The 23,840-nt window shown below is 62.1% G+C and carries 23 protein-coding genes, 1 pseudogene and 1 riboswitch; of the genes and pseudogenes, 8 read left to right on the top strand and 16 right to left on the bottom strand.

The annotated features are described in order from the left end of the window. Positions 1-7 precede the first annotated feature (7 nt). The 3 genes from AC58NV_RS16245 to AC58NV_RS16235 form a co-directional block, all read right to left on the bottom strand. Positions 8-1,174, bottom strand: coding sequence for a M24 family metallopeptidase (locus tag AC58NV_RS16245; RefSeq protein WP_497228043.1), 1,167 nt, complete (start codon positions 1,172-1,174; stop codon positions 8-10). 132 nt (positions 1,175-1,306) lie between these two features. Continuing rightward, positions 1,307-2,452: an amidohydrolase gene (locus AC58NV_RS16240; protein WP_497228042.1), complete on the bottom strand. Its 1,146-nt coding sequence runs from the start codon at positions 2,450-2,452 to the stop codon at positions 1,307-1,309. 167 nt (positions 2,453-2,619) lie between these two features. Further along, positions 2,620-3,153, bottom strand: a complete 534-nt coding sequence (locus tag AC58NV_RS16235; RefSeq protein ID WP_497228041.1) for a hypothetical protein — start codon at positions 3,151-3,153, stop codon at positions 2,620-2,622. Between the two features lie 221 nt (positions 3,154-3,374). On the opposite strand from AC58NV_RS16235, the gene AC58NV_RS16230 reads away from it, so the two are divergent. Continuing rightward, positions 3,375-3,854: a YHS domain-containing (seleno)protein gene (locus tag AC58NV_RS16230; protein ID WP_497228040.1), complete on the top strand. Its 480-nt coding sequence runs from the start codon at positions 3,375-3,377 to the stop codon at positions 3,852-3,854. A 98-nt stretch (positions 3,855-3,952) separates the two neighbouring features. Here AC58NV_RS16230 and AC58NV_RS16225 read toward each other — a convergent pair whose 3' ends face one another. The 12 genes from AC58NV_RS16225 to miaB all read right to left on the bottom strand — a co-directional run bounded on the left by AC58NV_RS16225 (position 3,953) and on the right by miaB (position 15,984). After that, the gene (locus AC58NV_RS16225) at positions 3,953-4,585 is read right to left on the bottom strand and encodes a (d)CMP kinase (protein WP_497228039.1); all 633 of its coding nucleotides are present in this window, start codon (positions 4,583-4,585) and stop codon (positions 3,953-3,955) included. Continuing rightward, positions 4,582-5,928: a 3-phosphoshikimate 1-carboxyvinyltransferase gene (gene aroA, locus AC58NV_RS16220; RefSeq protein ID WP_497228038.1), complete on the bottom strand. Its 1,347-nt coding sequence runs from the start codon at positions 5,926-5,928 to the stop codon at positions 4,582-4,584. The genes AC58NV_RS16225 and aroA overlap by 4 nt, the downstream gene beginning before the upstream one ends. A gap of 86 nt (positions 5,929-6,014) precedes the next feature. Further along, positions 6,015-6,791 carry a tRNA (guanine(46)-N(7))-methyltransferase TrmB gene (gene trmB / locus AC58NV_RS16215; protein WP_497228037.1) on the bottom strand — a complete coding sequence of 259 codons (777 nt, stop codon included), beginning with the start codon at positions 6,789-6,791 and terminating at the stop codon, positions 6,015-6,017. A gap of 80 nt (positions 6,792-6,871) precedes the next feature. Next, positions 6,872-7,528, bottom strand: a complete 657-nt coding sequence (locus AC58NV_RS16210; protein ID WP_497228036.1) for a COG3904 family protein — start codon at positions 7,526-7,528, stop codon at positions 6,872-6,874. 208 nt (positions 7,529-7,736) lie between these two features. Further along, a complete protein-coding gene (gene metK / locus AC58NV_RS16205; RefSeq protein ID WP_497228035.1) occupies positions 7,737-8,918 on the bottom strand; it encodes a methionine adenosyltransferase in 1,182 nt (393 codons plus the stop codon). 6 nt (positions 8,919-8,924) lie between these two features. Continuing rightward, positions 8,925-8,973: riboswitch (SAM-SAH riboswitch) on the bottom strand. Between the two features lie 61 nt (positions 8,974-9,034). Next, entirely contained in the window at positions 9,035-10,534 is a 1,500-nt protein-coding gene (lnt, locus tag AC58NV_RS16200) for an apolipoprotein N-acyltransferase (RefSeq protein WP_497228034.1), read from the bottom strand. Further along, positions 10,531-11,430, bottom strand: coding sequence for a hemolysin family protein (locus AC58NV_RS16195; protein ID WP_497228033.1), 900 nt, complete (start codon positions 11,428-11,430; stop codon positions 10,531-10,533). Before AC58NV_RS16195 ends, lnt begins: the two co-directional genes overlap by 4 nt. Before the next feature lie 22 nt (positions 11,431-11,452). Beyond that, positions 11,453-11,965, bottom strand: a complete 513-nt coding sequence (ybeY, locus tag AC58NV_RS16190) for an rRNA maturation RNase YbeY (protein ID WP_366662716.1) — start codon at positions 11,963-11,965, stop codon at positions 11,453-11,455. Positions 11,966-12,044: 79 nt separating this feature from the next. Then, the gene (locus tag AC58NV_RS16185) at positions 12,045-13,055 is read right to left on the bottom strand and encodes a PhoH family protein (RefSeq protein ID WP_497228032.1); all 1,011 of its coding nucleotides are present in this window, start codon (positions 13,053-13,055) and stop codon (positions 12,045-12,047) included. Positions 13,056-13,195: 140 nt separating this feature from the next. After that, positions 13,196-13,501, bottom strand: a complete 306-nt coding sequence (locus AC58NV_RS16180) for a hypothetical protein (RefSeq protein WP_497228031.1) — start codon at positions 13,499-13,501, stop codon at positions 13,196-13,198. A 13-nt stretch (positions 13,502-13,514) separates the two neighbouring features. Beyond that, positions 13,515-14,090, bottom strand: coding sequence for an OmpA family protein (locus tag AC58NV_RS16175; RefSeq protein ID WP_497228157.1), 576 nt, complete (start codon positions 14,088-14,090; stop codon positions 13,515-13,517). Positions 14,091-14,661: 571 nt separating this feature from the next. Continuing rightward, positions 14,662-15,984 carry a tRNA (N6-isopentenyl adenosine(37)-C2)-methylthiotransferase MiaB gene (gene miaB, locus AC58NV_RS16170; RefSeq protein ID WP_497228030.1) on the bottom strand — a complete coding sequence of 441 codons (1,323 nt, stop codon included), beginning with the start codon at positions 15,982-15,984 and terminating at the stop codon, positions 14,662-14,664. 126 nt (positions 15,985-16,110) lie between these two features. On the opposite strand from miaB, the gene AC58NV_RS16165 reads away from it, so the two are divergent. Both AC58NV_RS16165 and AC58NV_RS16160 read left to right on the top strand, forming a co-directional pair. Beyond that, positions 16,111-16,980: a glycosyltransferase family protein gene (locus AC58NV_RS16165; RefSeq protein WP_497228029.1), complete on the top strand. Its 870-nt coding sequence runs from the start codon at positions 16,111-16,113 to the stop codon at positions 16,978-16,980. 540 nt (positions 16,981-17,520) lie between these two features. After that, positions 17,521-18,138: pseudogene (locus AC58NV_RS16160) on the top strand (ammonium transporter); the annotation flags it as partial. A 464-nt stretch (positions 18,139-18,602) separates the two neighbouring features. Here the strand turns inward: AC58NV_RS16160 and AC58NV_RS16155 are convergent. Then, positions 18,603-19,508: a LysR family transcriptional regulator gene (locus tag AC58NV_RS16155; protein ID WP_497228028.1), complete on the bottom strand. Its 906-nt coding sequence runs from the start codon at positions 19,506-19,508 to the stop codon at positions 18,603-18,605. 147 nt (positions 19,509-19,655) lie between these two features. On the opposite strand from AC58NV_RS16155, the gene AC58NV_RS16150 reads away from it, so the two are divergent. Genes AC58NV_RS16150 through speB form a run of 5 tightly spaced genes read left to right on the top strand, consistent with a single transcriptional unit; the run spans position 19,656 to position 23,666 of the window. Continuing rightward, positions 19,656-20,492, top strand: coding sequence for a transporter substrate-binding domain-containing protein (locus AC58NV_RS16150; protein ID WP_497228027.1), 837 nt, complete (start codon positions 19,656-19,658; stop codon positions 20,490-20,492). A gap of 28 nt (positions 20,493-20,520) precedes the next feature. Continuing rightward, entirely contained in the window at positions 20,521-21,198 is a 678-nt protein-coding gene (locus tag AC58NV_RS16145) for an amino acid ABC transporter permease (RefSeq protein WP_497228026.1), read from the top strand. After that, positions 21,188-21,838 carry an amino acid ABC transporter permease gene (locus AC58NV_RS16140; protein ID WP_497228025.1) on the top strand — a complete coding sequence of 217 codons (651 nt, stop codon included), beginning with the start codon at positions 21,188-21,190 and terminating at the stop codon, positions 21,836-21,838. Before AC58NV_RS16145 ends, AC58NV_RS16140 begins: the two co-directional genes overlap by 11 nt. Next, the gene (locus tag AC58NV_RS16135; RefSeq protein ID WP_497228024.1) at positions 21,838-22,635 is read left to right on the top strand and encodes an amino acid ABC transporter ATP-binding protein; all 798 of its coding nucleotides are present in this window, start codon (positions 21,838-21,840) and stop codon (positions 22,633-22,635) included. The genes AC58NV_RS16140 and AC58NV_RS16135 overlap by 1 nt, the downstream gene beginning before the upstream one ends. Positions 22,636-22,694: 59 nt before the next feature. Further along, positions 22,695-23,666: an agmatinase gene (gene speB, locus AC58NV_RS16130; RefSeq protein WP_497228023.1), complete on the top strand. Its 972-nt coding sequence runs from the start codon at positions 22,695-22,697 to the stop codon at positions 23,664-23,666. Positions 23,667-23,840 lie beyond the last annotated feature (174 nt).

Below are 23,840 nucleotides of genomic sequence, written 5' to 3'. Positions count from 1 at the left end.
ATCTTCCTCAGATCACCGGCAGTTCCGGGGCGGCGCGCTCTGTCAGCAGCTCCGCGCCATCGGCCCGCACAACGATATTCTCCTCATGCACCATGATGCGGCCTTCGCCATAGCTCAGCGAGGGTTCCAGCGTCAGCACCATGTTTTCCCCGATCACCGTCCCGTCAAAAGCCGCGTGCGAGGGCCATTCGGTCAGCTGCATCCCCAGCCCGTGGCCCAGCCGCCCCACATCGCCGCCCTGATCGTCCATCTCTGCGATCACGGACTGCATCGCCTGGAACAGCTCGCGGCAGGTGGCACCGGAGCACGCGGCGGCAATCCCGGCCTCAGTCGCCCGCCACAGAACATCATAGGCGCGGCGCGACAGATCATCAGCATGGCCAATGGCAAAGTTGCGGTCGAAATCACAGAAATAGCCGTCCCAGGTCGATCCGGTGTCCAGCATCACGATGTCGCCCGCCTGCAGCGGCCGCCCGGTCGGCGGCGAGATCACGTCGCTGTAACCGCCCTGATCTGCTCCGCCAACCAGATAGGGCACGTCGTCTGCCCCCTGCGCCAGCGCCTCGCGCCGGAAGGCGCGGAACAAATCCTCAAACGGCAGGCCCTCATGGGCAATCTGCGGCACCTGCGCAAAGGTACGCGAGCCAATGCCGCAGATGTGGCGCAGCTTTTCGATCTCGGCGGCGGATTTCACCATCCGCAGGCCACGCACCAGCGGGGTGGCATCGGCCACCTTCAGCCCCGGCAACCCCGCCATCAGGCGTTCGTAATCGCCGAGCGGCATTCTGAGCGAGGTCTCGTGCCCTTTCATCAGGCCGATAGAACCGCCGCGTCCGGCAATGGGCGACAGCAGCTCGGTCAGCAGGCTGATGCCGTCGTCCTGCGGCGCAGGCGCGCTCCAGGTGCGGATGTCCTCGATCCAGGTGCGGCGCATCAAGTCGGCGCCGATCTCCGGAATGATGGCAATGGGTTTGCCCGCGGGCGGCACAAACAGGAACCAGGGCCGGGTCGGGCTTTGCCAGAACAGCGTGTGGAAGCCGCTGAAGTAGCGCACTTCCGGTTCGGTCAGCAGCAGGAGCCCGTCCAGCCCCTGCGCTGCCATCAGCGCCTGGGCTTTTTCTGTGCGGGCGGCGAATTCAGTCTCCGGAAAACCGCGAGCGGGAGCCGTGGACATGGTTATTTCCTTTCATGATCGCGGCAATGGCCGCCGGATCGGAAGCTTTCCGGAACCGGCTGGCAGTATTGGGGCGCTTCTGAGCAGCCCCAAGGTCATTTTCATCTGCGGCAACAGACTGGCCCAATGCGGTCAGCCCCTGTCAGCAGGCAGCCGGTCACGCACCAGCTGCACCCAGTACTCCGCGCCGATCGGCAGCAGAGCATCGTTGAAGTCATAATCCGCCGAATGCAGCGGCTGGCCGTGCGGACCTTCCTCGCCATTGCCCAGGAGCAGGAAGCAGCCCGGCACTGCGGCAGCGAAGTGGGCAAAGTCCTCCGAGAAGCTCATCGGCGGGCGGTTGCGGATCACTTCGCAGTCGGCGGCTTCGCCCGCGCGGCAGGCGGCTTCTGCCGGTTCTTCCGCGTTAATGGTCTCGACAAATTCGGTGTTGAAACTCACCTCGGCCTCCGCCCCGTGGGTTGCGGCGACACCGGCGGCGATCTGGCGCATGAAGCGCTCGACCGCCTCTCGGTCTTCGGGCACCCGGGCGCGCACGTCGCCCTTGAGCACCGCATGGCCCGGCAGCACGTTGCGCTGGCCGTCAGTCAGAAATTCAGTCACTGACACCACCGCGCCGGCACCCGGTGCCAGCTTGCGCGCGACGATGGTCTGCAGCGCCAGCACCAGCTCGGCGCCGACGGTGATGGCATCCACCCCCGCTTGCGGCATCGAGGCATGGCCGCCCTGCCCCTTGATCGCGATTTCAAACAGGCTTTCACTGTTGCAGATCTGGCCGGGACGGGTCGAGACCTGCCCCACCGGGGCGCCGGGCAGATTGTGGATCGCATAAACCTCTTCAATCGGGAACTGCTCCAGCACACCCTCGGCTATCATCGCCTGCGCGCCCAGTCCGTGCTCCTCGTTGGGCTGGAAGATGAACACGACGGTGCCGTCAAATCCCTTCTCCGCCGCCAGCCGTTCGGCGGCCCCCAGAAGCATCGTCATATGGCCGTCGTGGCCGCAGGCATGCATCTTGCCCGGCGTTTCCGAGACATAGTCATGGGCAGAGGTTTCGGTGATCGGCAGCGCATCCATATCGGCGCGCAGCCCGATGGCACGGTTGCCGGCGCCGGCGCGCAGCAGGCCGACGACGCCCGCGCCTTCATGCACCTCCAGGCCGAAGCTGCGCAATTGCTCCGCCACCTTCGCCTTGGTGCGGTCCTCCTGAAAGCCAAGCTCCGGATGCCGGTGAAAGTCCCGGCGCATTGCGGTCAGGCGGTCCTGAAAGCTTGCCATGTGCATTCTCCAAGCTGTGTGGGGCGAAAATATGCGTCCCCTTGCGACTTGGCGCATATTATTGCAGTTCTCAGGTGACGAAATTCATTCCCATTCCGCCATTTCGCGGCGAAAAACGTACCAGGGAAATGAGCGGAATCACCGCCTGAAGATCAGCAGAGAGAGCCTCATATCTCCTCGCCCTTGTCCAGAAGCTCCTCGATCAGCTGCCGCTGGATCCCCGGGCTGTCACCGCCGCCGAACTGCAAGGCCCCGCCAGTGTAGAGCGTGCCATAAGTGCGGGCGATGTTCACTGTCTGGCCTAGCGAGGAAATCAGCTGGTCTTTCTTGAGCGGCGACAGCGGGTGGATGAACACCGCCCACAGCTGCCCCTTGGCCACTGCATAGCGCGCATCGAGTGCGGTGTCGAAATTGGCCTGCATCATCCGCATCAGTTCCTCCGCCGTCAGCCCCTCGGCCGGGCGCAGCGGCACCATCGCCCGCATCCGGTCCGCTGCCGGATCGGTGACCACCAGCATCGGCACCCCGGAAATGGTCAGCTGAAACCCTGGCCCCACCGGTTGCGTGTTGCCGTCCAGCGCAAACAGGATCCGGCCCAGCCGCTCATAGGTCATCGGCGGCTCTGGCGCCTTGCCCGTTTCCTGCGCCATCGCAGGCGCCGCCAGAACACAAGCCATCGCAATTGCTCGCAGCCAAGTCATGAAAGAACCTCCCCTCAGCATCCACTCTCAGGCTAATGCGCTCCTGCCCAAGCTGCCATGCACAGATGAGTGAACCGCAGCAGTTGGGAGGCGGGAGCGATTTGGAACGATCTGCAAAATCAACGGGACGAACAGAGATTAATCGTTCAACCCAGCGGATCTAACTTCAGTCTACCGGGCCGCAGAGCCTGTTTGCACACCTGAACCTGATGAGGAAAACCATGAAAACGCTTCTGACAACCGCTCTGATTTCGCTTTCTGCTGCGCTGGCGGCCCCGGCCTATGCCGCGGATGAGATCAACGTTTCCAACGGCATCTCAGCCGGCGGTGCGCCGCTGGCAGCCCATGGAGTCGATCTGGTGGCGCTGCTGGACAGCCGCAACCCAGTGGAGGGCATGGCGACTTATACGGCCACCGTGGACGGCGCCTCCTATTACTTCGCGTCTGAGGAAAACAAGACCGCGTTCGAGGCCAACCCGTCGAAATACCTGCCCCAGCACGGCGGCTTCTGCTCCTACGGCGTGTCGGTGGGAAAGAAATTCGACGGCGACCCGGACCAGTACCTGGTGCATGACGGCAAGCTGTTCCTGTTCCTGAACGCTGCCACCCGCGCCGCCTTCCTGGAAGACGTGGCTGGCACCGCCAAGACCGCGGACAACCAGTGGGGCAAGATCAAGCATACTGCGGTTGGCGCGCTCTGACCCCGCCTGACAGAGGGCAGGCAGACCCACGTTCCGTCCTGCCTGCCTTCAGCCCGCAGCTGCTGCGTCAGCTGCGGGTTTTATTGTAAAGCTGGTGTTTACGGCAGTGTTTCGCCCGCCTCGCGGCGGGCTTCAATTACCGCCATCGCCTTGGCCAGGGCTTCCTCGATGCTCAGATCGCTGGTGTCGATCAGAATCGCATCCGCTGCGGGGCGCAACGGCGCCTCAGCGCGGTTCGTGTCGCGCTCGTCCCGGGCTTTCACATCGCCCAGCACTTCCTCCAGCGTCGTTACCTTGCCCGCTGCGGCAAGTTCCAGGAACCGGCGGCGGGCACGGACTTCGGCGCTGGCGGTGACAAAGAATTTCACCTGCGCATAGGGGCAGATCACTGTGCCGATGTCGCGCCCGTCCAGCACCGCACCGCCCGCACGGCGGGCAAAGGCGCGCTGGAAATCCACCAGAGCCGCGCGCACTTCGGCAATCACCGCAACCTTGGACGCAGCCTGCGCCACTTCCGGACCGCGCAGGTCGTCACGCGCCAGGTCTTCGGGCGTCAGGTTCTGCGCCGCGTCCACCGGCGCCGCGCCGTCCAGCATCTTGGCGCCAACAGCGCGGTACAAGAGGCCGGTGTCCAGATGGCCAAAGCCATAGTGCGCGGCCAGCGCCTTGGACAGCGTGCCCTTGCCCGCAGCCGCAGGCCCGTCAACGGCGATGGTGAAGCTTTCGCTCATGTGCGCTCCAACTTGGCGCCGAGGCTGCCCATCAGGGTCTCGAAGATCGGGAAGGAGGTGGCGATCGGGCTGCCGTCGTCGACAGAGACCGGGTTCTGCGCCCCCATGCCCATCACCATGAAGGACATGGCGATGCGGTGGTCCAGGAAGCTCTCGCAGGTGCCGCCGCCCGGCACGCCGTCGATGCCCAGGCCGGTGACTTCCCACCAGTCCTCGCCTTCTTCAACAGTAACACCGTTGGCACGGAGGCCCTTGGCCATCGCGTCGATGCGGTCGCTTTCCTTGACCCGCAGTTCCTTGACGCCCGCCATCATGGTCTTTCCTTCCGCGAAGGAGGCCACCACCGACAGCACCGGGTATTCATCGATCATCGAGGCGGCACGCTCGGGCGGCACTTCGACGCCCTTCATGTCCGGCGAGTATTTGGCGCGCAGATCAGCGACCGGCTCGCCGCCCTCTTCGCGCATGTTCTCGAACGTCAGGTCGGCGCCCATGTCCTGCAACGTGTAGTAGAGGCCCGCACGGGTCGGGTTCAGGCCGATGTTCGGCACCAGCACGTCGGAGCCGGGGGTGATCAGCGCGGCACAGACCGGGAAGGCCGCGGAGGACGGGTCGCGCGGCACCGCAATTACCTGCGGCTTCAGCTCCGGGCGGCCGGTTAGGGTGATGACGCGGCCTTCTTCGGTTTCTTCGGTGGTGATCTCGGCGCCGAAACCGGCCAGCATCCGTTCGGTATGGTCGCGGGTGGCTTCCTTTTCGATCACCACGGTTTTGCCGGGCGCGTTGAGGCCCGCAAACAGCACTGCCGATTTCACCTGCGCCGAAGGAACCGGTACCACATAGCGGACTGGCACCGGGTCCGCGGCACCGACGATGGTCATCGGCAGGCGCCCGCCGGAGCGGCCGACGGACTGGGTGCCGAACAGCGCCAGCGGGTCGGTCACGCGCGCCATCGGGCGTTTATTCAGGGAGGCATCGCCGGTGAAGGTCGCAGTGATCGGAGAGGTCGCCATCACCCCCATGATCAGCCGTACACCGGTGCCGGAATTGCCGCAGTCGATCACATTGCCAGGCTCTGCAAAGCCGCCGACACCGACGCCGAATACCGACCAGTTGCCGCCGCCATGGTTCACCACTTCGGCGCCAAAGGCCTGCATCGCCTTGGCGGTGTCCAGCACATCCTCGCCCTCCAGCAGGCCGGAGATCTTGGTTTCCCCAACCGACAGCGCGCCCAGGATCAGCGAGCGGTGCGAGATCGACTTGTCGCCGGGCACCTCTGCCACGCCTTTGAGAGCGTCAGCACGGTGAGAGGTCATCGGGATGGGCGTGCCGTGTCCGGACATGGGGCTTCCTTCGTCTGTCGGTCGTTCGTCTGTTCGTTTGCGCTATCGGTAACGGATTGAATCTGGCCGGTCCAGCGTAATTGGCCTCAGCCCAGACGGCGGAAGGTCAGGTAATGCGGGGACCGGCCTTCGCGCAGGGCTTTCTGCTCGTAGCGGGTGGAAACCCAGTCATCCCACGGCTGGCGCCAGTCGTTTGGCCCTTCGGCCAGCCATTCGAATCCGGCCTTCGGCACTTCATCCAGTGTCTGGCGAACGTAGTCGGGGATATCAGTCGCCACGCGGAAGATCGCGCCCGGCTTCAGGCAGCGGGCCAGCGGCTCCAGATGCTCCTGCGTCACAAACCGGCGGCGGTGGTGGCGGGCCTTGGGCCAGGGGTCGGGATAGAGCAGGAAGGCACGTGAAACGGACGCCTCAGGCAGCACGTCCATAAGGTCGCGCGCATCACCCGGATGGACGGCGATGTTATCCGCGCCCGCGTTGCGGATCTTTCCCAAGAGCATCGCGACGCCGTTGATGAAGGGTTCGGCGCCGATGATGCCAACTTCCGGATTGCTGACCGCCTGATGCACCAGATGCTCGCCGCCGCCGAATCCGACTTCAAGCCAGACATCCTTGCCGCCGAACAGCGCCTCCAGGTCCAGCGGGGTCCGGTCCGGGTTTTCATCCCAGCCGACTGCACCGGGGCTGAGGCTTGCCAGGTCCTCGTCCAGATAGCGCTTCTGGCTGTCCTTCAGGGTCTTGCCCTTGAAGCGGCCGTAGAAGTTGCGCCAGGGCGCGCCGCTGGCGTGTTTTTCGGCCGCATTGGTTGCGGCAGGCTGGGCATCCTTGGACTGGTCGTCGCGGGGCTTCTGGTCGCCGGACATGCGTCTGGGCTCCTGTTCGAGGCGTCTTTTTGAAAGGCTGGCCGCCCCTGTGCCGCAAGCAGGCCCGCGGGTCAAGCCATCTAGGGGTTTTGCCCCGGCCGCAGCTCGCGCAGAACGCCCGCTGCGATCAGCCGCAGACGGCTGGGATACCACTCCCCGTCCGGATCTGTGCGCAATGTCTCAATGGCAAAGCCAGGATCCACTCCGCGCGCCACCATGTAGCTTAGATGCTCGTAGATTTCGCGCTGGGTGTCCTCATAAATCCAGGAGCCGAACTCAAACGGTGTTGCCCAGCGGCGGCGCTTGCGTTCGCTGCGGTAGTACTTATGCACGGCCTCGGACGGCCAGTTGCGCTGGTGAAACCCGATGCTGGAGCCGATTGTCATCCGCCTGCGTTCGCCGGCCAGAAAGACATCCACGCAGGCACTGATGCAGGTGCCGTCGACGAGCGTATCCAGCCCGTATTCCAGCACCAGCCCGGCAATTTCCTCGCCTGCATAGACGCTGCCGCCGACGCTGTTGAGCTGCAGCTCGGAAATCTCGGGGCTTTTCTTCAGGATATCCCGCAGGTGCGAGACGTCCTCCTCGGTGATCTCCGCCAGTTCGCCTGTCACGTCTGTTTCGGTGTCATAGACCAGCGTCTTGCCCAGCAGACTGAATTTCTGCGGCAAAGCCTCCTTGGCGGCAGCCGCAGACGCCAGAAGCAGGCAGGAAAGTACAAATGTCACGCGCAGCATTGCAGTCCCGGCAGCTGAATGAACCCTGCCCGGCACTATGGCGCAGGCTCTCGTTTCACTCCACCCCCAACAGATTCGCTGACCGGTGCGCCGCAGCACAGCGCCGGTCCAACGGGAGAGGTGCATATTGCGCATGTGCTGAACCAGACGCCCCCCCCGAAACGGAAAAAGCGGGCCGCGCGGCCCGCTCTTTACCAGGTTTTCGGCCTTAAACCGCCTTCTTCAGCGCCTCGGCCAGATCGGTGCGCTCCCAGCTGAAGCCGCCGTCGGCATCCGGTTCGCGGCCAAAGTGGCCATAGGCCGCGGTGCGCTGGTAGATCGGCTTGTTCAGCCCCAAGTGCGAGCGGATGCCGCGCGGGGTCAGATCCATGACCTGATCGATTGCCCGTTCGATCGCCGCCGGGTCGACCTCTCCGGTGCCGTGGGTTTCGGCATAGATCGACAGAGGCTTGGAGACACCGATCGCATAAGACAGCTGGATGGTGCATTTCTCCGCCATGCCCGCGGCCACCACGTTCTTGGCGAGGTAGCGCGCAGCATAGGCCGCCGAGCGGTCCACTTTGGTCGGATCCTTGCCGGAAAACGCACCGCCGCCGTGCGGGGCTGCGCCGCCGTAAGTATCTACGATGATCTTGCGCCCGGTGAGGCCCGCATCGCCATCCGGGCCGCCGATCACGAACTTGCCGGTCGGGTTGACGTGCCAAACGGTGGCATCGGTCAGCCAGCCGTCGGGCAGGGTTTCGCGGATGTAGGGCTCCACAATGGCGCGGATGTCATTTGAGGTCAGCGATTCATCGAAGTGCTGGGTCGACAGCACCAGAGAGCTGACGCCTACCGGTTTGCCGCCTTCATAGACCACCGACAGCTGCGATTTGGCATCCGGGCCAAGGACCGGCTCGGTGCCGTTCTTGCGCACTTCAGCCAGGCGGCGCAGGATCGCATGGCTGAACTGGATCGGCGCCGGCATCAGCGCATCGGTTTCGTTGGTGGCAAAGCCGAACATGATGCCCTGGTCGCCTGCGCCTTCGTCCTTTTCACCAGAAGCATTGACGCCCTGCGCGATATGCGCGGATTGCTCGTGCAGCAGATTGGTCACTTCCACGGTTTCGTGGTGGAACTTGTCCTGCTCGTAGCCGATGTCCTTGATGCAGGCCCGGGTGATCTCGTCGATCCTGCCCATGTAGTCGTGCAGCTTGTCCTGATCGGACAGGCCCACCTCGCCCCCGATGACGACACGGTTCGTGGTGGCAAAGGTCTCAGCCGCCACCCGCGCCTCGGGTTCTTCCGCCAGGAAAGCGTCCAGAACAGCATCGGAAATGCGGTCGCAGACCTTATCCGGGTGGCCCTCGGAAACCGATTCCGAAGTGAAGGTGTAGTTCATACGGGTCATGAAAAGTGCTCCATTGGTTCATCCTTGCCACGCCAGGAAGCCGTTGTGGCAGGTATCAAGCCGCATTACGCGGCTCATCCGCGCGGGTCAATCTATATTCCGGTACAGTTAAGCAGCTATGACCGCGGCGCAAGAGCGCGGGGAAGAAAGATTGCCGCACCTGCGATGATCAGGCACAGGAGAAGAACCGGCCAGTCTCCGGTCCGGCGGTACAGGGTGGGCGGCAGCGGCGCAGGCAGGGCCGCGTCGATATAGCCGGCCTCGCCCAGAGGCAGTCTGTCCAGCAGCGTTCCGTCCGGCGCAATCATGGCCGACACCCCGGTATTCGCAGCCCGGATCATTGGCAGCCCCTGCTCCAGCGCCCGCATCCGGGCCTGCACAAGGTGCTGATAGGGGCCTGAGCGGGTGCCGAACCAGGCGTCATTGGTGATCTGCACCAGCATGTCCGGGCGGGATTCGGCGGCGTTCACATCCTGCGGGAAAACAGCCTCATAGCAGATCAGCGGCAGGGCGCTGCCGATCGGCAGATCCAGCAGCCGCGCCCCGGGTCCGGCGGCATATCCTGCCCCCGCTTGGGAAGCAAAGCCATGGATACCGAAACGGGCCATAAAGTCGCCGAACGGCACATATTCCCCGAACGGCACCAGATGCGCCTTGTCGTAGGTTGCGGCCGGCAGGCCGTCTGAATCCAGCAGCACGGCAGAGTTGTAGTAAGCGCCGCCCTCCTCGCGCTGAATACCCAGCAGGACCGGCACGCGGCCAACGCCTTCGGCGATAACCTGCAGCGTGTCTTCTGCATAGTTCAGCAGCTGCGGCACCGCGGTTTCCGGCCAGACGATCAGGTCCGGACGCGGGTTCTCAGCAGAAAATGCCAGCGCGCGGCGGACAAACTCCCACCTGTGGTCCGGGAGCCATTTCAAGTTCTGCGGCGCATTGGGCTGGACGATGCGCACGGTCTTGCTGGTCAGCTCTGTTGCGGAGGGTGCTGGAGCGGCCAGGATTGCTGCTGCCACCAGCGCCGGCGGAAGCAGAGCCGCGGCAGGATTTTTCCACAGCAGGCCCAGCGGTAGGAAAGCTGCAAGCGTCAGCAGCGCCAGCCCTTGCGGCCCGGTCCAAGGCAGCAGGTTTGCGGCGGGCGTATCGAGCCAGAACTGGCCGAAAGCGGCCCAGGGAAAACCAGTGAGCAGATAGGCGCGGGCGAATTCCGCAAGCGACCACACGGCGGCCAGCATCGGAATGCGCAACGCACCGCGGCTGAAACGGGCAGCGATGCCAAAAGCCGCCCCCCAGAACAGGGCAAGCCCGGCGGCCAGGAAGACCAGCGCAAAGGGCGCCATCCAGGCGTGACGGTCGGGGTCGATCTGAAACGGTTCAATAATCCACGTGAGGCCGAAGGCGAAATAGCCCAGCCCGAACAGCCATCCAGCCAGAGCAGCGGCTCGGGCAGAGGCTGCCTGAACGGCCAGCCAGCCCGCCGCGGCCAAGGCAAGCGGCAGCCCGGGGAGCATGTGCCAGGGTGCCAGCGCCAGCGACAGCAGCGCACCGGCCCCAAGGGCCAGCGCCGCCGGGGCCAGCTGGAGCTGGCGCGCGGCCTGCCACAGCCCCAGTGACATCATGCAGCGGCGTCCGGCAGCCGCACCCGCAGCCGCTTGATCCGGCGCGGGTCGGCATCCATGACTTCGAATTCAGCGCCCTCAGGGTGTTCGATCACCTCGCCGCGGGCCGGAACCCGGCCCGACAGCATGAAGACCAGCCCGCCGAGGGTGTCGATCTCTTCCTCGTCCACGTCATCGTGGCTGGTCAGGGAATGGCCGGTCTCAGCCTCGAACTCCGGGAGAGACGTGCGGGCCAGCGCGATGTAGCAGCCGGGCTTCTCCTCGAACCAGGTCTGCAATTCGTCGGCGTCGTGCTCGTCCTCGATCTCGCCCACCACCTGTTCGATCAGGTCCTCAATGGTAACGAGGCCGTCGACGCCGCCGTATTCGTCAATCACCAGCGCCATGTGGCGGCGTTCGGCCTGCATCTTGGTCAGCAGCACGCCGATCGGCATCGACGGCGGCACGAACAAAAGCGGGCGCAGCATCTTGGAGAGGTCGAACTCCGAGGCGCCGCCGTTGAAACCGTGCGTGAGCGAAAAATCCTTGAGATGGACAAAGCCCAGCGGCGTGTCCAGCGTGCCCTCGTAAACGGGAATGCGGGTAAAGCCGCTTTGCCGGAAGATGCCGACCAGATCATCCTTGGCGACAGTGACCGGCACGGCAGCGACTTCGGCGGAGGGGATGGCGACATCCTCAACCCGCATCCGGCGCAGGTTGATCATGCCGTGCGGCCCGGCGCCCGGGGCAGGCTGTTCGCCGCCGGTGTCCTGGCCGCCCTGCGGATCGGGGCTGAACACGCTGCGCAGCCGCGTCCACAATCCGGTATTTTCAGAGGCCGGGGCATCCGCCGCCGTGCCATTGATGTCCTGCAGCGCGCCTTGCGCCGCGTTAGAACTGCCTTCTATGTCGCCCATCTTTCCATTCCAAAGGCCCCTGTCACGGGGCGTCCTCACTCATATATGGGTTCGCGATACCCAGTTTGCCAAGTAGCAGGACCTCAATCCCTTCCATCAATGCGGCATCGCCGTCACGAATGTGATCATAGCCCAAAAGATGCAACAGTCCGTGAATAATCAGATGGCGGGTGTGATCGGCCAGGGCTTTACCCGCTTCCGCGGCCTCGCGGGCGCAGGTATCATAGGAAATCGCGATGTCGCCCAGCGGGATTTCTCCAGTAAAATCAGCCTCTGGCGGCAGCGGCGTGCCGCCGTCCTCCTCGGCAGCCAGCTCTTCTGCCGGCCAGCTGAGAACATTGGTGGGGGCCGGCTTTTCGCGGAATTCGGCATTGAGATCCGCAATGCGCGGATCATCACAGGCTAAGAGCGAAATTTCGCACATCCCGGACTCCAGGCCAAAGTGCCTGAGAACAATTGCAATGGCCTCTTCGGCCAGCGCTTCAAGCCCCGCGTCCTGCCAGCGGCTGTCTTCGATGGTGATGTCGAGCGTCATTGTACGGCTGCACATGCGGGGGCCAGCCCCCGCACCCCCGGAGTATTTTCACAAAGATGAAGCCCGGCGGGTCTCTCCGTCAGGCGGGTGCTGAGTCCGCGTCATAAGCCTCGATGATCGCCGCCACAAGCGGGTGGCGCACCACGTCGCGGGCAGTGAAGTAGTTGAAGCTGACCTTGGGGATCGTTTTCAGCAGCCGCTCGGCATCCGCCAGGCCCGACTGCACCCCGCGCGGTAGATCGACTTGGGAGCGGTCGCCGGTGATCACCATGCGCGAGCCCTCACCTAGGCGGGTCAGGAACATTTTCATCTGCATGGTGGTGGCATTCTGCGCCTCGTCCAGGACCACAAAGGCATTGGAGAGCGTGCGGCCGCGCATGAAGGCCAGCGGCGCAATCTCGATCCGCTTGTCTTCGATCAGCTTGGCCAGTTGCTTGCCTGGCAGAAAGTCGTTCAGCGCGTCGTAAAGCGGCTGCATGTAGGGGTCGACCTTGTCCTTCATGTCGCCGGGCAGGTAGCCGAGCTTCTCGCCGGCCTCCACCGCCGGGCGGGACAGGATAATGCGGTCAACATGGCCGGTGATGAACATCGAAACCCCCACGGCAACGGCCAAATAGGTCTTGCCGGTGCCTGCGGGGCCGATACCAAAGGCCAGTTCGTGTTCGAACAGGGACTGCACATAGGCCTTCTGTGCCTCGGTGCGCGGCTCCACCAGTTTCTTGCGTGTCTTGATCTCCACCCGGCCGCCGCGGAACATCTGCAACTGGCCGTCGGGTTCTGCTTCGTCGGTGTCCGGCCCCATCCGCAACTCGCGGTCGATATCGCCGCTTTCGACACTGCGGCCGGTTTCCAGCCGGTCATAAAGCGCGGTGAGCACCCCAGCCGCCTGTTCGCGGGCCGAATCCTCGCCCATCACGGACAGCTGGTTGCCGCGGCGGACGATCTGCACGCCCAGTTTCTGTTCGATGTCAGCCAGGTTGCGGTCATATTCGCCGCACAGGTCGATCAGCAATCGGTTGTCAGGAAATTCCAGCAGCACTTCGTGGGTTGCGGTCTGGGTCTGCGGGTCATTCAGGGCGCTGATGGCCAAGCTGATCTCCTCAATCTGGCGTTGCCCTTTCAGTCTGCCTCCGCCACGGCGTTTGCGCAAGCATGTGCCGTATAAAATCACTTCATTGAAACAAAACAGCCGCCCCGGAGGGCGGCTGCAATTCTAGCTGAACGCAAGCCTCAGATCGGGTCCTCAAAGGTCGAGCCTTCCTTGAACGGACCGGTCGCCACATTTCGCGGCAGGTCGCTGTTGCAGACCGGCTTGCCGTCCGGCGTGCGCCGCAGGTCGGCATAACCTTCCAGGCCATCATCAATGATCCAATGCTCGCAACCCTGCGGATCGACCCAGATGCCGGCCTCAAGATTGGACAAATGCAGGGATTTGCCATCCGCGACATGCCCGTCTGATGTCTTGTCAACTGCCGGAGTACAGGCGGAAATCCCTGCGGCCGCGGCAAGGAGAACGGCTGTTTTCACTGTTTTCATGATTCCTCTCCCCTCAGCGCAGGCAATAGATTTCGACACGGCGGTTCTGCGCCATATTGGCTGCGCTGGTGTTAGGAACCCGCGGGTCGCGCTCGCCGTAGGCACGGATATCGTTGATCCGGGCACCCACCGAGCGGGCAACCTTGGCCACAGCATTGGCACGGCGCTCTGACAGGCGGATGTTGTATTCATCGGAGGCACGGCTGTCGGTATGGCCGGCGATCACAAAAGACCGTGCACCGTTCGCCTTGGCCTGCTGGAAAAATTCTCCCAAGCGCTGGCGGCCCGCGGCATTGATGAAATGCTTGTCAGTGGCAAAGAACTGATCGGTCGGCATCACGCCGCAGATTTTCCCGCGGCGGCAGACCGGCTTGCCGTCCGGGGTCACGTGCGGCGTCATGAAACCCTCGGCCCCGTCATCCATCACCCAGTGTTCGCAGCCGTCCGGATCCACCCAGATCGTCGGCACATAGCGTTCGCCCTTAATCGTCCGCTGCCCGGTTTGCGCGCTGACAGGCGCGGCGGCGATGCCGAGCGCAGCCGTGGCAGCGGCAGCCAGCGCAATCGCCTTGTTCACTTTGAGTATCAACACAACCAGAATTCCTTCACCTAAAGATCCCCCCAGGGTGTTGCCGCGCACAAGCGGCCACCGTTCAGGCCCAAAAACCAAAATACCTGATAGAGATACAGCACACATGCTAAATTTTTAATTATTCCGGACGGATTAAACACTCGCCGGGAACACTCAATACCTTTTAATAAAATTGTTCCCGAAAGCGATGCAATGAAGACCCGCCTGCACTTGGCAGGCCGCCGGAAATCAGTGGCCTAGGCAGAGGCTGCCAAGAGATTCTGCCGCAAGCGCCGGTTAGGATCAGACCCCATGAATGCCACATCACTGGTTTGGCAGTTTCGCCGGGAAAACAGTCCCCGGGGTGTTTTACGATCCTCCTCGCTCTGTACTGTCGTCAGGCGGAACATCCGCCAGATCCCTCGAACACCCAAACTGCTGCAAGTCAGTGGCGCAGCCCTCTTGGAAGTGGGCCTGCGCCGTCATTGGTTCGAGATGAAGGCGATCCACCGCCGTTAGCGGCGCGTGCCAAAACCACTGAAATTTTGCGGCTCTGACGCCAGCGGTGCGGAAATAACGATGCCCGACCCTAGCCGATCAGTTCGCCCGCAAGAGAATTGGCGCCGGAAGAGACAATTCGCACCCGTGCAAGATCACCGACCTGGCGGTTGCATTCTGCAACATGCACCGCGTGCAGATAATCGGATTTGCCAACCATCTGGCCCGGCAGGCGGCCTGCCTTTTCAAACAGCACTCCAACCTCGCGGCCGACCATGCTGTCCTGCACCTCGCGCTGCTGTTTGGTGAGCAGGGCTTGCAGGCGCTGCAACCGGTCGTCAGCCGCAGCCGGATCGACCTGAGGACGCTCTGCCGCCGGGGTGCCGGGACGGGTGGAATACTTGAAGGAATAGGCCGTGCCGTATTTCACTTCTTCGACCAGATCCATGGTGGCCTGGAAGTCCTTTTCGGTTTCTTCCGGGAAGCCGACGATGAAGTCGCCGGAGATCAGAATGTCGGGCCGTGCCGCGCGAATGCGCTCGATCAGGCGGATATAGCTTTCGGCGGTGTGGGAGCGGTTCATCCGCTTCAGGATCTTGTCGGACCCTGCCTGCACCGGCAGGTGCAGATAGGGCATCAGCTTGGCACAGGTGCCATGCGCCTCGATCAGGTCGTCCTGCATGTCATTTGGATGCGAAGTGGTGAAGCGGATGCGCTCCAGCCCGTCAATCTTGTCCAGCTCCCAGATCAGCTGCGCCAGGGTCAGATCGCCATTGGGGCCGGCCCCGTGGTAGGCGTTCACATTCTGGCCAAGCAGGGTGATTTCACGCACGCCGCGCTCCACCAGATCCCGGGCTTCACGCAGGATGCGGTCTGCCGGGCGCGAGACCTCTGCACCGCGGGTGTAAGGCACAACGCAGAAGGCGCAAAACTTGTCGCAGCCTTCCTGCACCGTCAGGAAAGCGGTCGGGCCGCGTTTGGCCTTGGGGCGGTTTTTCAGTTTCTCGAATTTGTCCTCTTCGGGGAAGTCGGTATCGAGCACCTTCTCCCCTTCGCGCGCCTTGGCTTCCATCTCCGGCAGGCGGTGATAGCTTTGCGGGCCAACCACCAGGTCGACCAGCGGCTGGCGGCGCATGATCTCTTCGCCCTCGGCCTGGGCCACACATCCAGCAACACCGATCTTCAGATCCGGCTTCTCCGCTTTCAGGCCTTTGAAACGGCCCAGTTCGGAATAAACCTTCTCCGCGGCCTTTTCCCGGATGTGGCAGGTGTTGAGCAGGATCATGTCGGCATCATCTGCCGATTTGGTCTCAACATAACCCTCACCGCCCAGCGCCTCGGCCATACGTTCGCTGTCATAGACATTCATCTGACAGCCATAGGTCTTGATAAACAGCTTCTTCGGGGCGCTCATACAGGTCAGCCTTCCAGCCAGGGTGGGTAAACAGCGGCTTGCCATACAGGCAATTGCCGCGGCTTGCAATGCAGCGGGATTTACCCGATTTTGGCAGCAAAGGCCAGAAAGGCAGGGCAGACCGGCATGATGTATTCTTCACTGCAGGATTTCCTGAAGGAAGGAAAGGCGCTGCTGGCAAAGGGGCCGGTTGCGCTGATCTTCATCGAAGATGAGGTGGAGGTTGCCACCACCCTGCGCCACCACCTGCAAAGCGGCTTCAAGGCGGTCGTGGCACTGATGCCGGACGCCTTTGATTTACCGCAGGACGTGCGCGCCAAGGTGCACCGGGTGCCGTTTGACTGCGGTCCGGAGAGGGCCGTGGCCGGCGCCGTCAATGCGGTGATCGCCGCCACGCAATCGGGTTGCTGGCTGTATTACTGCTATAACGCGGAATACCTGTTCTACCCGTTCTGCGAAGCCCGCAGTGTCGGCGAGATGCTTTCCTTTCATACAGAAGAACGCCGCGATGCGATGCTCACCTATGTCATCGACCTATACGCGGGTGATCTTGGCGCCAGCCCCAGTGCGGTATCGCTGGAGGCAGCCTATCTCGACAAATCAGGCTATTATGCCCAGTCGCGCAAGGATCCGGCGACAGGCCACCCGCGCGAGCGGCAGCTGGACTTTTTCGGCGGCGTGCGCTGGCGGTTTGAAGAGCACATCCCCGCCGCCAGCCGCAAGATCGACCGGATTTCACTGTTCCGGGCCAAGCCGGGGCTGCAATTGCAGCCGGATCACACCTTCAACGATCAGGAATACAACACCTATGCCTGCCCCTGGCATCACAACCTAACCGCTGCTGTCTGCTCTTTCCGCACCGCCAAGGCTCTCAAGCGCAACCCGGGTTCATCCTTTGATATCGAAACCTTCCGCTGGCACAATTCGGCACCGTTCGAATGGCACTCGCGTCAATTGCTTGACTTGGGGCTGATGGAACCTGGGCAGTGGTTCTGAAATGAACCAGAAGGCTGGACCTGCCGACAACGGCCTGTTTCAGCAAGAAGCAATGGCAAACTTTGCGGGCAATGCATTTTCAGGTCGCGTTATTGCTTGATGCTTTGAACAGCGCAGCTGCATCCATAAAGACGCCCTAGGCACTGCGGACGCATATTTGGAATTGAGGAAAAGGTCCCACTGCATTGCAGCGCATGAGCGGTTGCTTTGCTTGGCCACTCAGAAGGCGCATAGCAGTTGGCCAAGAGCAAACTACCGCCTGCGCCAGCGGTGCATTTGAAGGCTGCAGCACAGGTGATACCCAAAGGGGCTTCAGCGGCCAGTATAGAACAAAGAACTGTCAATCTGCCCCTGAACTGAGATGCTCTGATGTGCCCGCAATTCTTCCAGCTGGAAAGAGCGCTGAAAAAAGTGAAGCCAGACCGGCGGCAAAACGCAGCAGCCGGATTTACCAAGACTGCCAGCAGAAACCAATTATTGATTTTCGTGACGCATTATACTCCTCAAGCATGTATTTTATCTCCTCATGAGGGTAATTTCATGTCTGAGGCCGACGCAGTTTGGATACTCATCTCCGCGCTTCTGGTGCTGGTGCTGCAATCCGGTTTCCTATGTCTGGAATCCGGAACCGTGCGGGCAAAGAACGCGGCAAATGTTGCGCTCAAGAACCTCTCGGATGTCTGCGTTGTCAGCACTGCCTTCTGGTTGACCGGTTTCAGCCTGATGTTCGGGCCCAGCTTCAGCGGCCTGTTCGGGGCTGGCGGATTCTGGCCCCGGCTCGACAATTCCGCGGGCCATTCCGCCGCCCTCTTCTTGTTTCAAATGGCCTTTGCCTCCACTGCGGCTACGATTGTCTCTGGCGCCGTGGCCGAGCGGGAGAGGTTCCTGGGCTACATGCTGATGTCAGTGATGCTGGGGGCCTTCATCTATCCGGTTGCCGGCCATTGGATCTGGAACGAGGCGGGCTGGTTGCGGCAGGCCGGCTTCATCGACTTTGCCGGAGCGACGGTGGTGCACAGCGTCGGAGGCTGGACCGCGCTGGTGGCAACTGTCTTTCTGGGCCCGCGGCTGGGCCGCTACGGGCCGAAGAAACGGTTTTTTGAGGAGAACTCCATCGCGCTTGTAACCCTGGGCGGGCTGCTGCTGTGGGTGGGCTGGTGAAGGATCACCCATAAAACTGCGCCCCGCCAATTGATTTCATTGGGAAAATTCTCGGGTACGCACCTATAACATTGTGCGGCACTCGCGCATAGTTTTGCTCTATTTGCCCAAAAGTTTGCGCGATCAACCCGTTTCCCTCGCGAAGGGGTGGTGTAGACTTCGCAGAATCAACTAGGACTCAATTTTGCTCCACTCATGGTGCACCAGTTGTTGCATAGCACAATCCCAAAGTCTCACAGGGTCTCTCTGCTGCGACAGGGGTTACTAGTGAACTCCCACTCGCCAGTGAAGCAAGGGGAAAAACTTCCAAGGCCAGCCATGCACAAACAAACCGACCAGCCCCAGTCAGATCAGTCGACCATCACACAGTCAGTCATTACGACCGACAGGCACGATGCGGGGATGTTTCCATGGGCAACGCCCGAGGAGCAGGACGAAACGGCCACTACCAAGTGCAGCTTTCAGGTATCAGCCCGCCGCATTTTGATGCACGCAAATAGGTCATCAGCAAAAGCAGACAACAGACGCGACATGCGGGCGTCCTTCCGAGTGACCAGGAAGAAGGACGTATTGAACGACGTTTCCTCCGGCAGCAAGAGGCGCATCTTGCCCGCCTGCACCCAACGCTCTGCGTAATGGCGTGGCAGAAAACCGATATAATGGCCACTGAGAATGAAAACCGCCAGCGCCTCCATGTTGGAGGCATTGGCCGCCACCTTGGGTTTTGAAAACGGCCGCAGCTCCATCAGTTGGCCGAAGCGGCGAGCGACAAAAGCGTGGCATTCGGCATCCGCCAGCTTCGGCTCCGGCATGTCGAACAGCGGGTGATCAACACTGCAGTAGAGCGACTGCATCTCCTCATAAACAGGTTCATAAGTCAGGCTTTCCACCTGCTGCCCGGTAGAAGTTAAAGCCATGTTGAGATCGCCACTTAGCAACGCAGCCTCCAGCTCTCGGGGCGTGCCGACGCGCAGGTCGAATTCCACATTGCGGGCCCGGTTCACGAAGCTGCGCACGGCGCGGTAGAGCGGCAGGCCCGGATCCGAGATCGTGTTGTCGATCATGCCGAATTTCAGATGTCCGGTGATCTGGTTGCGCATCTCGCCCAGTTCGTCCGACAGTTCGTCGATCAGATGCGAGATCTTGCGGGCCTGGGCATATACCTGCGCGCCTTTCTCTGTCACCGAAAACCCGCTGCGGCCCCTTTCGCACAGCCGGAAGCCTAGCCGTTCCTCAAGGCCGGCAATATGTGCGCTGACCGAAGATTGGCTGATATTGAGCGAATGCTGTGCACCGGTGAAGCCGCCGCTTTCCACAACCACGCGGAAGACGTTCAGGCTGTTAATATCACTGCTACTGACGCGCATACTGCCGCCCTTCCCTTCATATCAGAATTTCCGGAGTGAACTTCATTAACTTGGGATTTGTCAATATTTTGGGCGCGCATAGAACTGAGGCAGACTCATGCCGGACCCGGAAAACCGGGGCGGCTTTCCAGCAGCAGGGAGATATTTATGCGTATTGGAGCACTGACCCTCAAATCCATCCTCGGCGCCGCGGCCCTGGCCCTTACCCTTGCGCCCGGAGCGCAGGCGGACCTTCTGTCCGATATCAAGAAGCGCGGCGAGTTCGTGGCCGGCACCGAAAGCCGCTTCCCGCCGTTTGAATTTGTCGAAGACGGCAAGATCGTCGGCTATTCCGCCGATATCATGACAGAGATCATGAAGGACCTGCCGGGTGTTGATTTCAGACGCCTGGACCTGCCGTGGCAGGGTATCCTCTCCGGTCTGGAAGCCGGCAAGTTCGACTACGTGGTGACCTCGGTCACGATTACCGCCGAACGCTGGGACCGATACAACATGTCCCGCCCCATTGCCGACGCCACCATGGCGGTGATGAAGCTGAAACGTACCGACGGAATTGAAACCCCGGAAAAAATCGCAGGCCTTGCGGTCGGCACCCAGGCGGGCACTGTGCATCAGGCGACGCTGGAGGAATACTCCAAGACGCTGGACACGCCGATCACCATCAAGACCTACGTGGACTATAACGAGGCCTATGCCGACCTTGCGGCAGGCCGCATTCAAGCGGTGGCCAACAGTCTGCCGAACCTGCTGGAAGCGCAGCGTGCGCGGCCCGATCTGTTCCAGGTGGTCGACGGCACAATTGGCCCCAAAAGCTATTACGGCTGGGTGGCCCGCAAGGACGCAGACAGCGCCTCGCTGGCGGAGTTCATGAACGCAGGCCTCGAAAAACTTCAGATGAACGGCAAGCTGGCCGAGCTGCAGACCAAATGGTTCGGCGCCCCTATGCCGCTGCCAGAAGGCGCGCCGCAGCGCCCCGAGCACTGATCGCCTAGGGCCCTAGGACTCCAAGATAATGAACTCCCTCCTGTCCATCCTCAGCGACCATTGGGATGACCTCCTGAGGGGGGCGGCCTATACCGCCTCCCTTTCGCTGATCTCCATAGTGCTGGGGATCTTTGTCGGCCTGACCCTGTGTTTTGGGCTGATCTCGGCAAATCCGGTGATCCGGATCGCCTCGAAATTCTACCGCAGCATCTGGCGCGGCACGCCGCTTCTGATCCAGCTGCTGATCATCTTCTATTTCCTGCCGATGGTGGGTATCGACGTGCCCCCCCTGGCCGCAGCCGTCATTGCGCTGACCATGAACACCGCCGCTTTCCAAGCCGAGATCTACCGTGGCGGGCTGACGGCCATCCCTCGGGGCCAGGTGGAGGCCGCGCGGATGCTGGGCATTTCCACCTTCACCATCCGCAAGAACATTCTGGTGCCCCAGATGTTCCGCTTAGTGCTGCCCTCGCTGGTCAATGAAACCATCTCGATCCTGAAAAACTCCTCGCTGATCTCAGTGATCGCGGTGACCGAGCTTTTGCGCACCAGCCAGCAGGTGGTCGCCACCACCTACCGCCCGTTCGAAGTCTATTTCCTGGCGATGCTGATGTTTCTGATCATGACCGTCAGCCTAGCTGCCTTGGGTCGCTATTTCGAACGCCACCTCGGCAAGAGCGAAAGGAAGCTGGCCCATGCAGTTTGAATTCGACCTTGTTCTGAAATACCTGCCGCTCTTGCTGCGGGGGGCGATGACCACGCTGATCATCTGCGGCCTGGCGTCCGTTCTTGCCATGGGGCTGGGCCTGCTTGCCGCCCTTGGGCTCCTGTCCCGCTGGGCCGTGCTGCGCGCTGCCTGCCGGATCTATGTGGAGGTGATGCGCGGCACGCCGATCCTGATCCTTCTGTTCCTGATGTACTACGGCGGGCCGTCCATCGGCCTCACGTTCTCGGCCGAGGTGGTCGGCGTCGGCGGGTTGGGAATTTACGCGGGTGGATACTTTGCAGAGATCTTCCGCTCTGGCTTCCAGTCGATCCCGCACGGGCAGATCGAAGCGGCCCGGATGCTGGGCATCGGCCGCGCCATGGTCGTCCTGCGCATCCGCATTCCGCAGATGCTGATGCTGATCGTGCCGCCGCTGACCAACCAGCTGGTGCTGCTGGTGAAGGAATCGGCCGTGTTGTCGATCATCACCGTGGCCGAACTGACCAAGAACACCACCCAAATGGTCAACGAGACCTTTGCCACCATGGAACCCTATCTGACCGCCGCCGCAATCTACTGGATCCTGATCGAAGGCATTGCCGCCGCCGGCGCCTGGGTTGAAAAGAAGGTGAAACACTGATGTTTGAACAACCTGTTACAGCCACTCCCGCGGTTTCCGTTAAGGGGCTGCACAAGCGGTTCGGCCAGCTGGAGGTGCTGAAGGGCATCGACCTGGAGGTCAGCCCGTCGGAAGTGATCTGCATCATCGGCCCCTCTGGATCGGGCAAGAGCACGCTCCTGCGCTCTATGGCCTTCCTTGAGGTCTATGACGAAGGCGATGTGCTGATTGAGGGCCGGCTTCTGGGCTACAAGGACGGCCCGGAAGGGCGCAAACCTGCCTCTCCAAAAGAAACCGACGTGGTGCGCGATTGCGTCGGGATGGTGTTCCAGCAGTTCAACCTCTGGCCGCATATGACGGCGCTCGGCAATGTTTCCGAAGCACTGCGTGTGGTCCAGAAGATGAGCAAGGCCGAGGCCGAAAAGATCGCGCTGGAGAACCTCGCCAAGGTCGGCATGGAGGCCAAGGCGCAGAACTACCCCAGCCAGCTGTCCGGCGGCCAGCAGCAGCGCGTCGCCATTGCCCGCGCCACCGCCAAGGCGCCGCGCATCATGTTCTTTGACGAACCGACCTCGGCCCTGGACCCGGAACTGGTTGGCGAGGTTCTGACCGTGATGCAGCAGCTCGCCAAGGACGGCATGACCATGGTGATCGTAACGCATGAGATGGGTTTCGCCGCCCGTGTCGCCGACCGGGTGGTGTTCATGGACCAGGGTGTGGTGGTCGAGCACGGCCCCCCGGCGGAACTGTTCGAGAACCCGCAGAGCGCACGCCTGAAGCAGTTTCTGGAAACCTGGAGCGAACGCTCCGGCGGCTGACGCCCGCTGGTCTGACCAAAACATGCCCCAGAAGAGGGCGAATAACTATCGGAGTTGAAATGAGTACCAAAGAAATGTCCTTCCAGCCGGTTTCGGCGATGGAAGTGCCGCGGTTTGCGTCCATCCCGACGTTTATGCGGCTGCCGCATCTGGAGCTGAGCAACGAGGCAATTTCGCAAGTGGACATTGGCCTTGTCGGCGTGCCCTGGGACGGCGGCACCACCAACCGCCCCGGCGCGCGCCACGGCCCGCGCCAGCTGCGCGACTATTCCACCATGATCCGCGCCATGCACCCGGTATCCAAGATAAAGCCTTTCGAAGCCGCGAACTGCGCCGATCTGGGCGACTGTCCAGTGAACCCGGCCGACACCATGGACACGCTGCAGCGGGTGACGGATTACTTTCACCAGGTGAAGGCCAAGGGCGTGGTGCCGCTGACGGCGGGCGGCGATCACATGATCTCGCTTCCCGTGCTGCGCGGGCTGGCCTCGGACGGGCCGGTGGGGGTGATCCATTTCGACGCCCACACGGATCTGTTTGACGAGTATTTCAACGGCTGCAAATACACCCACGGCACCCCCTTCCGCCGCGCCATCGAGGAAGGCCTGCTGGACCCCAGGCGGATGATCCAGATCGGCATCCGCGGCACCCGCGGCGGCGATGACGTGGAATGGGGCATCGAGCAGGGCATCCGTATCGTCACCATCGAGGAGTTCCACGACGTCGGCCTGGACCACATCATGGAAGAGGCACGTGGCATTGTCGGTCAGGAGCCGGCCTACGTGACCTTCGACATCGACTGCATTGATCCCGCCTTTGCACCCGGCACTGGCACGCCGGAAATCGGCGGCTTCACCACATTTGAAGCCCAGAAAATGGTCCGCAAGCTGCAGGGCCTGAACCTGATCGGCGCGGATCTGGTCGAAGTCTCGCCGCCTTTTGACCCGGCGGGAGGAACCGCATGGGTTGGCGTGTCAATCATGTTTGAGTTGCTCTGTGTGCTTGCAGGCCAAGCGGCTCACGGGAAATGACGATTGGCAAGCCGGTGCCATCGACGGTGGGAGATTGCTGAATGCAGTGGCACTGGCTTGTAGATGTCATACACTTCCGGCGGAGGCTTCTTCGTACTCTGCTTTTGCTTCGCCGCTATGATTCCTGCCGCGCTTGCGAGGGTTTGCGTAGCAACCGAAGACCGCCTGGTCCTC

It is taken from the genome of Leisingera sp. ANG49 (genome assembly GCF_059694505.1).
Note: the sequence above shows the minus strand (reverse complement) of the source record. Positions and strands in the feature narration are given on the sequence as shown.

Bases quoted from the DNA above. Each gene is read 5' to 3' on its own strand.
- AC58NV_RS16245 (WP_497228043.1), bottom strand. From the start codon at position 1,174: ATGTCCACGGCTCCCGCTCGCGGTTTTCCGGAGACTGAATTCGCCGCC.
- AC58NV_RS16240 (WP_497228042.1), bottom strand. From the start codon at position 2,452: ATGGCAAGCTTTCAGGACCGCCTGACCGCAATGCGCCGGGACTTTCAC.
- AC58NV_RS16235 (WP_497228041.1), bottom strand. From the start codon at position 3,153: ATGACTTGGCTGCGAGCAATTGCGATGGCTTGTGTTCTGGCGGCGCCT.
- AC58NV_RS16230 (WP_497228040.1), top strand. From the start codon at position 3,375: ATGAAAACGCTTCTGACAACCGCTCTGATTTCGCTTTCTGCTGCGCTG.
- AC58NV_RS16225 (WP_497228039.1), bottom strand. From the start codon at position 4,585: ATGAGCGAAAGCTTCACCATCGCCGTTGACGGGCCTGCGGCTGCGGGC.
- aroA (WP_497228038.1), bottom strand. From the start codon at position 5,928: ATGTCCGGACACGGCACGCCCATCCCGATGACCTCTCACCGTGCTGAC.
- trmB (WP_497228037.1), bottom strand. From the start codon at position 6,791: ATGTCCGGCGACCAGAAGCCCCGCGACGACCAGTCCAAGGATGCCCAG.
- AC58NV_RS16210 (WP_497228036.1), bottom strand. From the start codon at position 7,528: ATGCTGCGCGTGACATTTGTACTTTCCTGCCTGCTTCTGGCGTCTGCG.
- metK (WP_497228035.1), bottom strand. From the start codon at position 8,918: ATGACCCGTATGAACTACACCTTCACTTCGGAATCGGTTTCCGAGGGC.
- lnt (WP_497228034.1), bottom strand. From the start codon at position 10,534: ATGATGTCACTGGGGCTGTGGCAGGCCGCGCGCCAGCTCCAGCTGGCC.
- AC58NV_RS16195 (WP_497228033.1), bottom strand. From the start codon at position 11,430: ATGGGCGACATAGAAGGCAGTTCTAACGCGGCGCAAGGCGCGCTGCAG.
- ybeY (WP_366662716.1), bottom strand. From the start codon at position 11,965: ATGACGCTCGACATCACCATCGAAGACAGCCGCTGGCAGGACGCGGGG.
- AC58NV_RS16180 (WP_497228031.1), bottom strand. From the start codon at position 13,501: ATGAAAACAGTGAAAACAGCCGTTCTCCTTGCCGCGGCCGCAGGGATT.
- miaB (WP_497228030.1), bottom strand. From the start codon at position 15,984: ATGAGCGCCCCGAAGAAGCTGTTTATCAAGACCTATGGCTGTCAGATG.
- AC58NV_RS16165 (WP_497228029.1), top strand. From the start codon at position 16,111: ATGATGTATTCTTCACTGCAGGATTTCCTGAAGGAAGGAAAGGCGCTG.
- AC58NV_RS16155 (WP_497228028.1), bottom strand. From the start codon at position 19,508: ATGCGCGTCAGTAGCAGTGATATTAACAGCCTGAACGTCTTCCGCGTG.
- AC58NV_RS16150 (WP_497228027.1), top strand. From the start codon at position 19,656: ATGCGTATTGGAGCACTGACCCTCAAATCCATCCTCGGCGCCGCGGCC.
- AC58NV_RS16145 (WP_497228026.1), top strand. From the start codon at position 20,521: ATGAACTCCCTCCTGTCCATCCTCAGCGACCATTGGGATGACCTCCTG.
- AC58NV_RS16140 (WP_497228025.1), top strand. From the start codon at position 21,188: ATGCAGTTTGAATTCGACCTTGTTCTGAAATACCTGCCGCTCTTGCTG.
- AC58NV_RS16135 (WP_497228024.1), top strand. From the start codon at position 21,838: ATGTTTGAACAACCTGTTACAGCCACTCCCGCGGTTTCCGTTAAGGGG.
- speB (WP_497228023.1), top strand. From the start codon at position 22,695: ATGAGTACCAAAGAAATGTCCTTCCAGCCGGTTTCGGCGATGGAAGTG.